Origin of the sequence: Aestuariibaculum suncheonense (assembly GCF_014596935.1) — a bacterium.
GTDB classification, from domain to species: domain Bacteria; phylum Bacteroidota; class Bacteroidia; order Flavobacteriales; family Flavobacteriaceae; genus Aestuariibaculum; species Aestuariibaculum suncheonense.
In genome coordinates this window covers 1-15,897 of sequence record NZ_JACVXC010000006.1, presented here as the reverse complement: position 1 = coordinate 15,897, position 15,897 = coordinate 1, and the positions used below count along the sequence as shown (strand labels likewise).

The 15,897-nt window shown below is 35.0% G+C and carries 16 protein-coding genes; 5 read left to right on the top strand and 11 right to left on the bottom strand.

Annotation, left to right across the window (positions count from 1 at the left end; genetic code table 11):
* Window positions 1–2 precede the first annotated feature (2 nt).
* From ICJ84_RS13900 to ICJ84_RS13885, 4 genes are all read right to left on the bottom strand, one after another.
* Entirely contained in the window at window positions 3–500 is a 498-nt protein-coding gene (locus tag ICJ84_RS13900) for a hypothetical protein (protein WP_188217024.1), read from the bottom strand.
* The gene (locus ICJ84_RS13895; protein ID WP_188217023.1) at window positions 497–820 is read right to left on the bottom strand and encodes a helix-turn-helix domain-containing protein; all 324 of its coding nucleotides are present in this window, start codon (window positions 818–820) and stop codon (window positions 497–499) included. Before ICJ84_RS13895 ends, ICJ84_RS13900 begins: the two co-directional genes overlap by 4 nt.
* A gap of 160 nt (window positions 821–980) precedes the next feature.
* Window positions 981–1,967: a hypothetical protein gene (locus tag ICJ84_RS13890; RefSeq protein ID WP_188217022.1), complete on the bottom strand. Its 987-nt coding sequence runs from the start codon at window positions 1,965–1,967 to the stop codon at window positions 981–983.
* Between the two features lie 5 nt (window positions 1,968–1,972).
* The gene (locus ICJ84_RS13885) at window positions 1,973–3,052 is read right to left on the bottom strand and encodes a site-specific integrase (RefSeq protein ID WP_188217021.1); all 1,080 of its coding nucleotides are present in this window, start codon (window positions 3,050–3,052) and stop codon (window positions 1,973–1,975) included.
* Window positions 3,053–3,351: 299 nt separating this feature from the next.
* Between ICJ84_RS13885 and ICJ84_RS13880 the strand changes: the two genes are divergently transcribed.
* The 4 genes from ICJ84_RS13880 (at window position 3,352) to ICJ84_RS13865 (ending at window position 6,221) form a co-directional block, all read left to right on the top strand.
* Complete coding sequence (locus tag ICJ84_RS13880) at window positions 3,352–4,209, top strand: YicC/YloC family endoribonuclease (RefSeq protein WP_188217020.1); 858 nt, start codon at window positions 3,352–3,354, stop codon at window positions 4,207–4,209.
* Window positions 4,210–4,230: 21 nt separating this feature from the next.
* Window positions 4,231–4,803 (top strand): guanylate kinase, encoded by a 573-nt coding sequence (gene gmk / locus ICJ84_RS13875; protein WP_188217019.1) that lies wholly within the window; start codon window positions 4,231–4,233, stop codon window positions 4,801–4,803.
* A gap of 70 nt (window positions 4,804–4,873) precedes the next feature.
* Window positions 4,874–5,452: a nicotinate (nicotinamide) nucleotide adenylyltransferase gene (gene nadD, locus ICJ84_RS13870; protein ID WP_188217173.1), complete on the top strand. Its 579-nt coding sequence runs from the start codon at window positions 4,874–4,876 to the stop codon at window positions 5,450–5,452.
* 7 nt (window positions 5,453–5,459) lie between these two features.
* Complete coding sequence (locus ICJ84_RS13865) at window positions 5,460–6,221, top strand: hypothetical protein (protein ID WP_188217018.1); 762 nt, start codon at window positions 5,460–5,462, stop codon at window positions 6,219–6,221.
* Window positions 6,222–6,273: 52 nt separating this feature from the next.
* Here the strand turns inward: ICJ84_RS13865 and ICJ84_RS13860 are convergent, their stop codons facing one another.
* Window positions 6,274–7,215 carry a nicotinic acid mononucleotide adenyltransferase gene (locus ICJ84_RS13860; protein ID WP_188217017.1) on the bottom strand — a complete coding sequence of 314 codons (942 nt, stop codon included), beginning with the start codon at window positions 7,213–7,215 and terminating at the stop codon, window positions 6,274–6,276.
* 133 nt (window positions 7,216–7,348) lie between these two features.
* Here ICJ84_RS13860 and ICJ84_RS13855 point away from each other — a divergent pair, with 133 nt between their 5' ends.
* Window positions 7,349–8,350: an NAD(P)H-dependent glycerol-3-phosphate dehydrogenase gene (locus ICJ84_RS13855; protein WP_188217016.1), complete on the top strand. Its 1,002-nt coding sequence runs from the start codon at window positions 7,349–7,351 to the stop codon at window positions 8,348–8,350.
* Window positions 8,351–8,421: 71 nt separating this feature from the next.
* Here the strand turns inward: ICJ84_RS13855 and ICJ84_RS13850 are convergent, their stop codons facing one another.
* The 6 genes from ICJ84_RS13850 to ICJ84_RS13825 all read right to left on the bottom strand — a co-directional run bounded on the left by ICJ84_RS13850 (window position 8,422) and on the right by ICJ84_RS13825 (window position 15,744).
* A complete protein-coding gene (locus tag ICJ84_RS13850; RefSeq protein WP_188217015.1) occupies window positions 8,422–8,817 on the bottom strand; it encodes a hypothetical protein in 396 nt (131 codons plus the stop codon).
* Between the two features lie 42 nt (window positions 8,818–8,859).
* Window positions 8,860–9,450, bottom strand: a complete 591-nt coding sequence (locus tag ICJ84_RS13845; protein ID WP_188217014.1) for a TetR/AcrR family transcriptional regulator — start codon at window positions 9,448–9,450, stop codon at window positions 8,860–8,862.
* Between the two features lie 83 nt (window positions 9,451–9,533).
* Complete coding sequence (locus ICJ84_RS13840; protein WP_188217013.1) at window positions 9,534–10,949, bottom strand: efflux transporter outer membrane subunit; 1,416 nt, start codon at window positions 10,947–10,949, stop codon at window positions 9,534–9,536.
* 1 nt (window position 10,950) lies between these two features.
* Complete coding sequence (locus ICJ84_RS13835; protein WP_188217012.1) at window positions 10,951–14,085, bottom strand: efflux RND transporter permease subunit; 3,135 nt, start codon at window positions 14,083–14,085, stop codon at window positions 10,951–10,953.
* A gap of 21 nt (window positions 14,086–14,106) precedes the next feature.
* A complete protein-coding gene (locus tag ICJ84_RS13830; protein WP_188217011.1) occupies window positions 14,107–15,234 on the bottom strand; it encodes an efflux RND transporter periplasmic adaptor subunit in 1,128 nt (375 codons plus the stop codon).
* A 15-nt stretch (window positions 15,235–15,249) separates the two neighbouring features.
* A complete protein-coding gene (locus ICJ84_RS13825) occupies window positions 15,250–15,744 on the bottom strand; it encodes a GbsR/MarR family transcriptional regulator (RefSeq protein WP_394367628.1) in 495 nt (164 codons plus the stop codon).
* Window positions 15,745–15,897 lie beyond the last annotated feature (153 nt).

The window sequence follows — 15,897 nt, the reverse complement described above, 5'->3', positions numbered from 1 at the left end:
GCCTATTTAATATGAATAACTTTTTGGTTCAACTCATCGTATCTAAGACCATGCATAAAATACGACAACTTTTCATAGCTAAAATCTAGCGGAAACGTGAAATTTTCGAAATACCCATCTTCGTACAATAGTTTTTTTAATTCCCTCGAAACCTTATCAAACTCAGCCAAAATTTCGACAGTAAACAAGGGGTTTTCATTAATTTCTCGGATTAAGTCAAGAAAAGCATAGTATAGCTCGTCAATTTCCTCAATCGCAGGATTACGCTTCTTGTCATACACCCAGAAAATCAATTCCGTGAAGCTCAGGCTTTGTAACACGTCCAAATACTTATTTTGTTTTTTGTCAACGGTATTGTATTCAGACACTTCGTCACTTAAATAAGCCTCAATAGCTTGTCTCACGTTTTCGGAAACAGTTTTACCGTTTAAATGGCTTAAAATTTCTAGTTCATCCTTGAGGCTACTATTAATTCTTGTGTTTACAACTGCTGTTCTCATTTTCTTCTTCTCCTTTCGTTAAACTTATTACCAGTGAAACAATGCAAGGTTGCCTCTCTTTCTAGTTCTTCGTTAGTAGATTGACGATTTCTTAGCATCCAATCATCTAATTCTGATTTTTTGAAAAAAATGTTTTTCCCCGTTGGCTTATAATAGGGGATTGTTCCAGCAGATGTATGCTTATACATCTTACTTTTTGAAATGCCTATATATTTACAGGCTTCCTCTAACGTCAATGCGTCTTTTTGTGAAAATTGGTTTTCTTTTAAGCTTTTTAATTCACTTAACACTTGTTTTAGAACATCTTGTATGTGCTCCATAATAATTTAATTTTTAATTAATAATTATGGACTGGCGCCAGTTCCTTGTTGTTAACACTGGCAAAGATGTATTACAAAACAGATTTGCTTATTCATATATTCATAATCAAGTATATTATGAATTCATAATGAATAAACTTTAACATTTTCACAAGACTTTTTAGGCACAAGAATTATCTTTTATATGGTTAATGACATCCCTTACCATGTTTTTTTCCGTGGGTGTAGCATTTCTTTTTGAATGCGCCAAATTAGATTGTGTTAGAAGACGGTTATTATTTGTTTTAAACTTTTTTGAGTCTTCAACGCTAGTCTGAGTTAACCCTTCAAATAATTCGTTATTAAGTTCACCCAAAAAGAATGAAATAGCCTTTGTAGTCGCAATAAAATTGACTTCAGAAGAGTGTGTTTCTGGACATTTCATAAAAACATTTACAAAATCTTCGTGTGTAGTTTGTTGGTCATCTATAAAGTCATCCGTTAAGTAAGCATAACAATCCTCACTTGTAAAGTAATCTATATACTTTTTTTCAAGTTTAAAATAATTCTCACTATCTTCTTTTTCAATTTTAATACAGGTCTCACTTTCCTCTTTTTCACCCCCGTTATCTTCCAAATCTTCTTCAGGTTTTAAAAGACTACACAGTTCTCTATATAAATCTATTTGGTCGTAATCCCGAACGTTATAATCGATAACATTAAACTCGGGCATATTTTCAAAGTCATCAAACCTATTTAATTCAAACATTTTCTCATATACACCAGCATATTCATTAAATGAAAACGAAACATAATTATAAGCCTCACTTTTTGCTAGGTCACTTACAAATTCCTCGAAACTAAAATCCTTATACCCCACATTAATAAACTTTTCGTTTATATCGTCAATTATATTTAATTCATAACCTGTTTGGTATACTTTATTCCTTTTTTGAAAAATCTCCTTTAATACGTAACAATCTTCTCGATTTACTAAACAATTCCCTTCAATTTTCCACAATTCAGCAGATGTTTTATTCTGTGCATTTCGAAAGGCTAACTTCTTATCATTATACGTTATAAGCCTATCTTTAATAATCTTGGTCGCTTCTTTTCTATGAATACTATAACTTTCGTTATAAAGATCTATATACTTATTTATTTTCATGTAATTTAAAAATTCAGTTCTGGTAAATTATCTACTGCACTATCTTTAAGCCCGTCAATATAATTAAGGTACTTTATGGTATTTCTTGTATTTGCGTGCCCTAATGCATCCGCCACGGTCTTTAAATTAGCACCATGCAACAAAAGCTGAGTAGCAAAAGTATGTCTTGCACAATAAAAGGTGATATGCTTATCAATTTCAGCCCTTTCTACCCAGTTTTTTAAACACTTGTTTATACCATTATCGGAAATTGGGTTACCGTCCTCATTTAAGAGATTAAAAACCGAATCATCATTTTTCCCATTTTTCCCTAACATAGACACAAGACTATCTTTTAGTTTAACATCAACTTTTTGATTTGTCTTGGCTCGACGTGTAATCAATCGACTATTCTTCAAATTCGTCCATTTTAAAGCCTTTATTTCAGCATACCCTAACCCCGTATAACAAGCGAATAAAAAAGCTTTTTTAAGCTCAGAATTACCACACTCTGTTTTAACTAACAACTGAAGTTCCTCACTTGTCAATACTTGTTTCCTAAGCTCATCAGGGCTGTTTTTTCGGCGAAATTTAAGATTTCTAGTAGGACTAACCCTTATCAATCCCTTTAATTCAGCATCCCTTAATATTTTTTTAAATCTTGTATAATAATTATGTGGTGATTCGCCAGTTAAACCCGACTTATCATTAAGATAATCAATAAACCCAGACATTATGGCTGGGCTAATATCTACCAACCTTAACTTAGAATTATTCACATAATCTTCAAATTTATTCAATGCTGAACTTATCATCCTAACATCTTTCTTTTCGTAATCTTTGATGTAGGCATTTGCAAAATCGAAAAAATTAATGTTTTGTAAATGTTTAGGTAAGTAATCCGTAGTCTGAGTAATTATTTCTAATTCTCGTTTGGCTTTAATTAAATTGGCAATTTTTTTCTTTTCTGCCTTTTGTTCTTTGGTATCTCCAGCCTCTACTTTTATGTCTAAGAACTCATAAAACCTATCCCCATTTTGGTATATATCTAAATAGTACTTAAATGCACCCTTGGCTAGTTTCCTTTCTCTTAATTTTACACTCATAATCAGTAACAATATAGTAACAAAAATATGTAAAAAAAGGACTAAACAAAAGAAATTACAATTTTTTAAATCTCTGAAAAGCCCCGTAAATACTGGCTTTTCTTTGGTTCATTTTTTCATCTAAAAATCAAAAATGTACCCACCTTGAGTACAGACAAAAAGCTTCACGGTCGTGAAGCTTTTTTTATTTAAATCTCCTCTATTCACTTCATTGTAAAGAATTATACACGTATTTATTCCCTGTTTTTCTATACTTTAGGTTTTAATATTACCTTTGTACCCTTTAAAACACTTTGTTTATGATATATTCAATGACAGGCTACGGTAAATCGGTTTTGCAATTGCCTACCAAAAAAGTGACGATCGAACTAAAGTCACTTAACAGCAAAAATTTAGATTTAAATGCCAGAATGCCATCTATATATAGAGAGAAAGAATTGGCTATTCGTAAACTTCTGGCTGATAAACTGGAGCGTGGTAAAGTAGATTTCTCTATTTATGTTGAAGCCACTGCCGAAGATACCTCAACGCAAATCAACACGCCTGTTGTTAAACAATATATGGCACAGCTACGACAAGTGGTTGATGGCAGCGACATTGAATTACTTAAAATGGCTGTACGTTTCCCCGATGCTTTAAACACCGTTCGTGAAGAAATTGACGAAAACGAATGGCAACTTATAGAAGCTGAAATTCACAAAGCGGTAGACGACCTAAACAATCACCGATTAGACGAAGGTAAAGTTTTAGAACAGGATTTTAACGCCAGAGTTTCAACTATCGATAACATTCTTGAGCAGGTCATTGCCATGGATCCCGAACGTATTCAAGGCGTTCGCGAGCGTTTACTTAAAGGCGTTGAAGAATTAAAAGAGAAATACGACGAAAACCGTTTCGAGCAGGAATTGGTGTATTACATTGAAAAATTCGACATCACCGAAGAAAAAGTACGTTTAAAAAATCACTTAAACTACTTTACCGAATCGATTAACTCGAAAGATTCTAACGGAAAAAAATTAGGATTCATTTCACAGGAAATGGGGCGCGAAATCAACACCATTGGTTCAAAAAGTAACTACGCACCAATGCAACAGTTAGTCGTACAAATGAAAGACGAACTGGAAAAAATTAAAGAACAATTATTAAACGTATTATAACAATACCAAAACCTAGTAACATTGAATCAAGGTAAACTTATTGTATTTTCGGCACCATCAGGCTCAGGAAAAACAACCATAGTAAGGCATTTATTAGGTATTGAAGATTTAAACTTAGAATTTTCAATATCGGCAACATCACGCGAAAAACGCGGTACCGAAGTACACGGCAAAGATTATTACTTTTTATCACTGGAAGATTTTAAAAAACACATTAAAAATGAAGATTTTTTAGAGTGGGAAGAAGTGTATCGCGATAATTTCTACGGCACTCTAAAAAGTGAAGTGGAGCGTATCTGGGCCATGGGTAAACACGTTATTTTCGATATCGATGTGTCTGGTGGATTACGCATTAAACGAAAATTCCCGGAACAAACACTGGCACTTTTTGTAAAACCACCAAGTATTGACGAATTAAAAATTCGTTTAAAAAACCGCAAAACCGAAAGCGAAGAAAAAATAAGCATGCGCGTGTCGAAAGCATCAGCCGAACTGGCCACCGCACCACTTTTCGATAAAATAGTAGTGAACGACACCTTAGAACACGCTCTGGAAGAAGCCGAAACACTGGTTAGAGACTTCATTAACTCATAAAATAACACCGCGCCATAATTACTCAGTAGTTATGGCGTTTTTTAAAACTCTAAAAAAACGCATTTATCCCATGAAAATCGGATTGTATTTTGGATCATTTAACCCTATACATGTCGGACATTTAATTATCGCCAACCACATTGCCGAACATAGCGATTTAGATGAAGTCTGGTTTGTGGTTACACCCCATAATCCGTTTAAAAAGAAAAGTACTTTACTCGATAACTTCGACAGATTAGAACTGGTACATCGCGCAACTAAAGACTTCCATAAACTTAAGCCTTGCGACATCGAGTTTAATTTACCGCAACCCAACTATACCATTAATACGTTAGCACATTTACAGGAAAAATACCCGAAGCATGAATTTGCTTTACTCATGGGCGAAGACAACTTGAAAAGCTTCCACAAGTGGAAAAACTACCAGGTGATTTTAGAAAACCACCATATTTATGTATATCCAAGAATTTCCGGTGACAAACAATCTACTATTTTCGACAACCATCCAAAAATTCATCATATCGACGCACCAATTATGCAATTGTCTTCAACATTTATCAGGGAATCAATTAAAGCCGGAAAAAATGTAAAACCCATGCTACCGGAGCACGTCTGGGAATACATTGATGAAATGTTGTTTTATAGGTAATTTTAATTTGCATTCAACCAAAAAAATATCGAAAGTTCTCTCTGAAACCCAACATTTCAGAAAGTCCTCAATAGGGCTTAAAGCCTTAAAAGAAATATTTAAAAGACAAACTTCCTTTTTTATATACAGAGAAAACTACCGCCTTTTAAAAAAGACTCTTAAAATCAATTATAAAGATCTTGAGACGATAACTAGTAATAATCAAAAAAGAGTTCACTTTCAGAAAAAAATAATAAAAGATATATACAATACAATAACAAGTGCCAGATCTTTTATTGAATACTTTGATGAGGATAAGTCGTTTTTAGAAAATGATTTTGATTGTTTTATGAAAGAATTAAGGAACTTCATAGTCCACCAAAACTACATTCCCTTAATTTCAAAATTAAAGCACACCCAATCTGAACAGAATAGATTTGAATCATTCAACACGATTCCTTTTAACGACTATTTAGATAATCAAATAAATAAATTTCCAAAAAGACATGGGTTAAAAAAAGCAAAGCTATTCATTAAGGAAATAGGAAATGAACCATCATTAAATAATATTCTTAGAAGCTATAACCAGAAACTTCATATCTATTATAAAAAAATAGTAATGGAAATAGTGCTAGATAATTATGATATACTAAAAAGTTTAATTCAAGAAGTTGAAGTCTTAAACATTAGGTTAAAAGATTGCAATTTAAACGTCGATACCCATTCTCCAATAACAGAAGCTCATTTAAGATATTTAAAATTATTGATTCAAAACAAAGAAACCGCTTAAAGAAGTCTCTTTAAAGCGGTCTCTTAACTACTAAATAACCAACCAAAAATTGTTATACCCTTGTACTTGTTCTCGGGTTTTCTACTTTATCTTTTCTAGGCTTACGCATTTTATCTGTCGTATCAGACGTTGCTGTTTTGCCTTTTGTATTATCTGTTTTTAAATATTGAATGTATCCTCGTCCTGTAAACTGGTAAACCGATTGTGATGACGGGTGATACAATTCTATCTTTCCGTCATTTATAACGCTCAATTCGAAATATTCATTGTCGAAATAATCATAATCTAATGTTAAAGTTTTCAAATACATATCACCGGCTACATCACCCACACCGTACACACCGGTATAATCCCAAATTAAATTACTCACAGGGGTACCAGAATTGTCTTGAGAACTTCTAAACTCAGAATCATTGCCGCCCGCTAAAAACTGTAAAAAGTTTTCGTTATCAAATTCATTTAATGCCCCATAAGCACTGGTATATGTTTTTTCCCAAGCATCGTATTCCTGTAAGAAATAATGAATGTTATCATAAAACACAAAGTCATAATCGAAATTGTTGCGTTGATACCCATCTAAAAAATAAGAGGTATCATTCTTTGGGTTATACAACTCTATGGTATTATTATCTATTTGGTAAACATCAAAAGTTGAAAATCCATCGATATCGTGATACACATCTAATATCATCTCGTAGGCGTCATATTCTCCGACATCAATTCCGTAACCATTACCAGTATCGCCTAAACCCACAATATTATTATTTGCATACACTACACCATTTCTAAACGACATGGTAAAGGCCTTTTGTAAAAACGGGGTTGTACCATAACCAACCGTACTATTAATATCTACGTACCACAATTCGTAAGAACCTAATAAGGCGTTTAAAGATATTCCTGGTTCGTCTTCAACAATTACGGTTTCCTGATAACATGATGTAAACAGGGTTGAAACTAGCGCAAAGCTTAAAAGTAATTTTACAGTCTTCATAGTCATTCGTTTTTTGAGTTACTGACTTTAGAGTTTCAAAACGCGTGCCAAAAAATTTGTTTAATAATTTCTTCACACCACAACAATGAATATTTTGTGTACTTTTGCTAAACATTAAACATTTAAACTTTTCATGGAAAAACCTTTAAAATACGCGGTGTTTGGCGCTGGAAGCTGGGCAACGGCTATTGTTAAAATGCTTTGCGAAAATTTAGATGAAATTGGTTGGTATATGCGCAGCGTGTACACCAAAGAACACTTACTAAAAGAGCAACATAACCCTAATTATTTAAGTTCGGTTGAGTTTCATTTAGAACAACTAAAACTTAGTAATGATATTAATGAAATTGCCGATTTTGCCGATGTGCTCATCTTTGCTATTCCGTCGGCATTTATGCACAGTGAACTCGAAAAATTAAACATCGATATTTCAAAGAAAATTATTGTTTCGGCCGTTAAAGGGATCATGCCTGAAAGCGGTTTACTGGTAGGTGAGCATTTTCATGATTTCTATAATATCCCTTTCGACAATATAGCGGTAATAGCTGGGCCTTGTCACGCTGAAGAAGTGGCTTTAGAACGTTTATCGTACTTAACCATTTCTTGCGCCCATACCAGTAAAGCCAAAACCATTGCCAAAAACTTATCAAGTGATTATATAAAAACCAAAGTTAACGATGATGTTGTTGGTGTAGAATATGCCGTCATGCTGAAGAATATTTACGCCATTGCCGCCGGTATTGCCCATGGTTTAGGTTACGGTGATAACTTTCAGTCGGTGTTGATGAGTAATTCCATTAGAGAAATGAAACGTTTCATTAAAAAGATGCATAAAATGAAACGAAATATAAATAATTCGGCTTACTTAGGCGATTTACTGGTAACCGGTTATTCTATTTTCTCTAGAAACCGCATGTTTGGTAATATGATTGGTAAAGGTTACACTGTAAAATCAGCTCAAATGGAAATGAGTATGGTGGCCGAAGGGTACTATGCCACAAAAAGTGCCCACTTACTTAACGAAACCAATAAAAGCAAAACCAAGTTGCCTATTATAAATGCCGTTTACGAAATTCTTTATGAAAATAAAGACCCTAAAAAGGTATTTAAAAAGCTTACGGAAAAATTAGACTAGATCTTTTCCTATGAAGTATAAAAAAAGGCATCGAATATTCGATGCCCTTTTTATTTTATACACAAAAGCTGTTACTTAACAACCACTCCTTTAACTTTCATTAACGGCACGGTTTGCAGTGCTTTTAAGTTAATCGTGTTTTTTCTGAATAAATAGGTTTTTTCAAACATTTGGTTTCCTTCAAAAAAAGTTACTCGAAACTGATTATTTAACGCAAATAATTCTTCTTGCATCAACTCAATTTTAGCATAACTTTTTGCCGGTAACTTATCTAATTTCTTTCTAAAAGTAGAGGTTATTTTTTGGTCGCTGTAACCATTTGTTACTATAAGCACCACGTCTAAATCAACGTCCTTATCATTTATAATGTAGGCGTTCCAGTCCTGAGTTTTATAAATATCGTTATACTCATTTACTACCGCTACATAAACCCCTTCAACTTTAGGAATTTCAATATCTTTTTTCATCTGTTTTATCTCCTGCTTAATTCGAGCTGCAAAAATAGTAAACTATTCAAAATCTAACTTATAATCCTCTGAAGTAATCCCTCGTAAATTATAAATGACGAAATGCTTTAAAAGTTCTTCGTTGGTGTACTTATCAAAAAAAGTATTGTTTTTTAAGGCTATTTCTTCAAATCTTACGAAATACAAATCGCAAAACAGTCTTAAATTTACTTCTGGTCTGATAATCCCTTCCGTTTGGGCTTTTTCTAGTAAGGGGAAAATAATATTGTCTAATATGTACGTTCTGAACTCGTCGAAAATTAAATTAGCTTTTGGATAATACTTTTTTAGCCCGAAAATGAAGGAAGGTTTAAAGTGAGCTATATGCTGAAAGGCCTTTTTATAAATGAAAATAATGGAAGTTATCGGGTCGGAATTATCGTTCCCCTGAAGGCTTTCGATTTCGTCTTTGTAATTTTTAATTAATAATTCGACGCACTGAATGACTAAATCTTCTTTGCTATCGAAGAATTTATAAATGGTTTTTTTAGAAATACCTAGCTCTGAAGCCAGCTCATCCATCGTAAAGCGTTTGCTCCCAAACTTGGTAAAGTTAGATACCGAACATTCTAAAACTTCTTGTTTTGTTGTCATTTCAAAAAAAGCTAAAGTTTGGCAGAAGTCACTTTTAACACTTCTGCCAACCCTAACCTACTATTAAGGATTCTTCTTCATATTTATTTCCAGCCACCACCTAAAGCTTCGTAAATAGTTACAACACTTAACAATTGTTGCAACTTATTATCAATCACATTTAGTTCGGCGTTTAAAGCACTTTGTCTAGCCGTTAACAAATCTAAATACGTGGCATAGCCATTTTGTAATAACTCTTCAGAATTCACTTCAGCATTACGTAAAGCCTCTACTTCCTTTTGTCTGTATTCAAACTTTTCGGTTTCAGCATTGTATTTATACAAGGCATTCGATACTTCGCTTCCAGCAGTTAACAAAGCTTTCTTGAAGTTTAACAAGGCTTGCTCCTGTTGTGCATCGGCCACTTCCTTTTGCGTTCTTATTTTACGCTGATTAAAGATTGGCTGTGTTAAACCTCCAACAATATTTGCAAACAGTGAGTTGGTATTAATCAATTGGTCTAACTGTAAACTTTGTAATCCTCCCGTAGCTGTAATCGTTAACGACGGATAAAAATTACTTCGCGCTACATTGGTCATTTCAAACGACTGAATTAAACCAAATTCTGCAGCCATCACGTCTGGTCTGTTACTTAGCAATAACGATGGTACGCCAAGCTTGATTTCAGAATCTAAATCCTGACTCTCTAATTCTCCACGCTCAACAACTACCGATGTACGTCCTAATAATAAATTCAAAGTATTTTCAGTAGTGAAAATCGCTGCTCTTAAATCGACTTCAAGTGCCTTTGCATTGTTATACTGTGCAATATTTTGATCTACCGCTACCTGTGTTACCTGACCCGCATCTTTTAAGGCTTTAATGGTTTCTACACTTTTCTCTCGGGTTTCGATGGTTTCTCTGGTCACATTCAACTGTGCATCTAAAGCCAGCAACTGATAATAAACTGATGCAATACTGGACACTAATTGAGTCTTTACCGCCTGATGTGCTGCGACGCTTTGCAAATAACTGGCTTCACTGGCTCTTTTAGTACTACGGATTTTTCCCCAGATATCAGCTTCCCAAGACAGATTACCTGAGATTTCAAACTGCTCTAAAGAACCATTAAAGAACGATCCAAACTGGCTGTTCTTTGCCAATTCCTGGTGTGTCATTGAAGCTTTCGCTCCTAACGTTGGAAAATAACCCGCTTTGCCTTGTTTGTAATACGCCTGAGCAGCAGCCATTTGCTGAATTGCTAAGCGAATATCAATATTGTTTTCCAAACCTTCCTGAATGTATTCATTCAAATAGGTATCGGTAAACATATCTTTCCACGATATGTCTGCCATCGATATACTATCGGTTGGCAGGGCATCGGTTCTATATAAATTCTCGGTTTCTTCAAACTCTGGTCTGTCGTAATTTTTAGCGACAAAACAACTTTGTAAAGTAAAAGTAACAGCTAAAAGCAATACCGATTTACTAATATTTTTATGTTTTATAATTGACGCCATCTTATTCTTCTTCAATAGTTATTACTTCTGGTTTACTTGATACTTTTTCCTGTAACCACTGGAATACAATAAACAACACCGGAATAATAAATACCCCTAAAATGGTTCCTATTAACATACCTCCGGCAGCACCTGTACCAATCGAATTATTTCCTTCGGCACCTACGCCTTTAGCTAACACTAACGGCATTAATCCTAAGATGAAGGCAAACGAAGTCATTAAAATTGGTCGTAAACGAGCCTTTGCACCATGAATTGCTGCATCAATCAAACTTTCTCCATTACGTCTACGCTGTAAAGCAAACTCTACAATTAAGATGGCATTCTTGGCTAATAACCCAACCAGCATGATTAATGCAATCTGGAAGTAAATATTATTCTCTAATCCCATCATTTTTGTTGAGAAGAACGCTCCGAATACTCCTAATGGCAATGAAAATATTACCGAAAGCGGCAATAAATAACTCTCATATTGCGCCGATAATAAGAAATACACGAAAATAATTACCAATAAGAAGATCATTACCGTTTGGTTTCCGGCACTTACCTCTTCACGCGATAACCCTGAATAAGCTACTTCGTAATTGCTTGGTAGATTTTTAATCTCGTCGTTTACAATAGCAATCGCATCTCCCGTACTAAATCCCGGGTTTGAAGCACCACTAATTTTTGCTGAATTATATAAGTTGAAACGCGTTACCGACTGTGGACCATACACGCGTTTTAAATTAACAAACTGTGTAATTGGCGTCATCTCGCCGCTACCTGTTTTTATATATAATTCGTTTAATGAGGTTTTATCTGATCTGTCTTCTGGTAAGGCCTGAACATAGACGCGATATTGCTTTCCGAATCTAGAAAAATCGGCGGCATAAACCCCTCCAATATACCCTTGCATGGTTGAGAAAATACTGCTTACCGAAACGCCATATTTTTTAGCTAAGGGGACATTAATTTCCATTTCATACTGAGGATATTTCGTATTGAAAGACGACTGTCCGTACTGAATTTCTGGATGTTTCATTAAGTTTCCAATAAACTCTTGCGTGGTTTTATCCAGCTCTTCAAAACTTCCTCCGGATTTATCTAATAAGTTTACCTCAAAACCTCCCGACAAACCGAAACCAGGAATACTTGGTGGTGAGAAGAAAATAATGTTTGCATCAGGAATGGTGGCGGCGATTCCGAATAATTGACCAATAATTGCATTAGCGGATTCTGTTTCTCCTTCTCGCTCTTCCCAATTTTCCAGTTTAACGAATCCTAAACCAAAGTTTGTTCCCGCTCCACTAATTAAACTTCTACCATTAATAACTGTTACCCCTCTAACTCCTGGAATTTGCTTCGCTTTATTATAAAGTTCCTGAGTAACAACATTCGTACGATCCATTGATGATCCTGCTGGTAACTCTACGTTCATGAAAATGATACCTCTATCTTCTGCTGGCACAAATCCTGTTGGGGTTGAGTTTGCTGCCCACCAAATACCTACACCTGATAAAACAAGAATAAATACCGTAACCCATTTGTTATGCGATAAGAATTTTAACGATCTTCCATAACGCTCGGTTGTTGCTTCAAAAGCCGCATTGAAGGCATCATAAAAACGCTGTAAAAAACTTTTACTTTTATGCTCATCATCATGAGATTTTAAGAACAGTGCACATAATGCCGGACTTAAGGTCATGGCATTAACAGCCGATATTAAAATCGCTACAATTAAGGTTACTCCAAACTGCTCATAAAAAACACCGGTTGGTCCTTGAATAAAGGTTACTGGAATAAATACCGCTGCCATTACTAAAGTAATTGAGATAATCGCACCCGATATTTCATGCATCGCCCCTAATGTTGCTTTTTTGGCATTCTTCTCGCCTTGATCAATTTTCGCGTGCACCGCTTCAACCACAACAATAGCATCATCTACCACAATCCCGATAGCTAATACTAAAGCGAATAAGGTTAATAAGTTAATCGAGTACCCAAAGAGATTCAGGAAAAAGAAAGTACCTACAATTGCAACGGGTACTGCTATCGCAGGAATTAACGTAGAACGGAAATCCTGAAGAAAAATAAACACCACTAAGAATACCAGTAAAAAGGCTTCAATTAAGGTATGTTTTACTTTCTCCATCGAAGCGGTCAAGAAATCGTTGGTGTCGTAGTTAATGACATACTTCACCCCATCAGGAAAATCGGCTGATAAACGTTCTAATTCCACTTTTATTTCAGTGATAATTTCCTGAGCATTCGATCCAGCAGTTTGGTAAATACCCATGTTCACACTAGGATACCCTTCTGTAAATCCGAAAGACTCATATCCTTGAGCATCCATTTGAACGGTTGCCACATCTTTTAAACGTAAATACTCACCATTATCTAATGCTTTAATGATGATATCTTCGTATTGCTCTTCAGTTTTAAAACGTCCGCTATATTTAATATTATAAGTAAACGCCTGTCCATCATTCTGACCTAAAGCACCTGCTGAAGCCTCTAAACTTTGCTCTTTTAAAGCAGCTGTAACCTCGGCTGGAATTAAATTATAAGCCGCTAATTTCTCAGGTTTTAACCAGATACGCATCGCATAATCCTGATTAGAAAAAACATTTACGTTACCTACTCCATTAACACGTTGAATAGCAGGAATAACGTTAATTTTTAAATAATTCTGAATATAGGTCGCATTGTAATCTTCATTTTCAGAATATACCGAGAAGAACATTAACGCTGATGTTTGTTGCTTTTGGGTTAATACCCCAGTTTGTTTTACCTCCTGTGGTAATAACGGATTGGCTCTAGCTACACGGTTTTGTACGTTTACCGCAGCAATATCCGGATCAGTATTCTGGTTAAAAAACACCGTGATATTTGCTGAACCATTGTTATCGGCAGAAGACGTCATATACGTCATCCCTTCAACCCCGTTAATCTGCTCTTCAATAGGAATGATAACACTCTCTAATATAGTTTCGGCACTCGCCCCAGGATAACTTGCCGTTACCTGAATGGTTGGCGGAGCAATATCTGGATACTGTTCAACCGGTAAGGCCGCATAGCCTAAAATTCCCAAAATAACTATGATAATGGAAATTACGGTCGATAAAACCGGTCTTTCTATAAATGTTTTTAACATAATAATTTTTCTTTCTAAGTATTATTGGAATAATGGCTTAATAGGCTTTACCACACTATCGAAAGCTACTTCTTGTGGCAGGATAGGCATTTGGTTTCTTAGCTTACCAATACCTTTTATTACAATTTTATCGCCTGCATCAACACCCGATGACACTATATAAAGTTCATTAGTTTTATCCTTAACCGTAATTAATGTAGCCGATACCGTATTGTCTTGATTTACCTTATATAAAAAAGTTTGGCCTTGCTGTTCGTAAGTCGCCGACTGTGGCACTACAACAGCATTTTGATAATTAGTAGGTATTTCTATCGTTCCACTATTTCCGTTAGCCAATAATAAATTTGGATTTTCAAACATTGCTCTAAAACTTACTGTTCCTGTGGTTGGATCAATCTGACCGGTAACGGTTTGAATCGTTCCTTCTTGTTCGTAAGCTTGTCCGTTTGCCAATAGTAAACTTACCTTAGGGAAGTTGTTTACTTTATCCTGAAGTGTTTTCCCTTCTGTTTTTTGAATAAAGTTTAAATATTCCGTTTCGTTCATTGAAAAGAAAGCGTAAACCTTGTCTATACTAGCCACAGTTGTTAACGGCTTAGTGCTTGTTGCACTTACCAAAGCACCCTCTCTATAAGGGATTGCACCCACATAACCATCAACCGGACTTGTTACGGTAGCATAAGCTATATTGGCAACAATACTGTTATAGTTGCTTTTGGCTTGTAATAATTTTGCTTTCGCTGTTTCTAATTGCACTAAACTAATGATACCCTTTTCAACTAACGGAACTAATTTATCAACCTCCACCTGAGCTGCGTTTACGTTCGCTTTAGCAGCTTCAGCATCCTGACTTAACGATTGTGTTTCTAACTTAAATAAAGTCTGCCCTTTTCTTACTTTCTGACCTTCGTCAATCAATACTTTTTGAATATATCCAGATACCTTAGCTCGAACTTCACTGCTTATGGTTCCTTCTATAGTGGTTGGATACTTTTTAAAAGACGTTACATCTTTCTGTGGTATAGCACTTACCGTAAAGGGTGACGCCTGAGGCGCTGCCTGAGCCGCCTGTTCTTTTCCTTTGCCGCAGGCTACTAAAAATATCGTCGACAACATCAACGACCATATGAAATAGTTTTTCTTTATCATTTTCAATGTATTGGTTTAATTACTGGTTCTCTCTATTATTCTTGATCTTAATCTTAAAATGGAATTGGTAGCTTCCTCTAAATACTGTAGATAATCCTCGTGAAATTCTAAGTCGAACTGTTCTTCTTCATCTAACATTCCCAACTTGTTTACTTTTTCTTTGTAGTCGCGAACTTCAATGTGTAATTCTCTTTCCAGATTCCAGGATTCAACCATCTTATCTATACTAATAAGGATGGTATCCTTCTTTATAATGAAGTACTTTTTTCTATCGCCCGGTTTTGTAAAATATTCTATTTTCTTTAAATGCTGCAAGTGATTTAAATGTGTAGAAATAGTACTTTTACTAGCGCATAGATCTACAACCAAATCTTCAAACGTAGTCCCTACTTTTCCCTTGAGAATCGCGTACGCCATAATACGCGCCGCAACTGGTGCTAACTGCTCTTTGTTTTCTAAAAACACGCCTAACTTTTCTATTAGTGCACTTCTTTCTTTACACGCCATCATTCCTTTAAAAATTTGTGCAAAGATACATTTAGTTCGTAAAAAACCGAACTAACCGAAGTTAAATTTTGTTAAATAAAAAACCGCTGATTTCTCAGCGGCTAAGTTGAATATATCTTTCGATTGTTTTTACAGCCTAGATATAAACTGCACTGA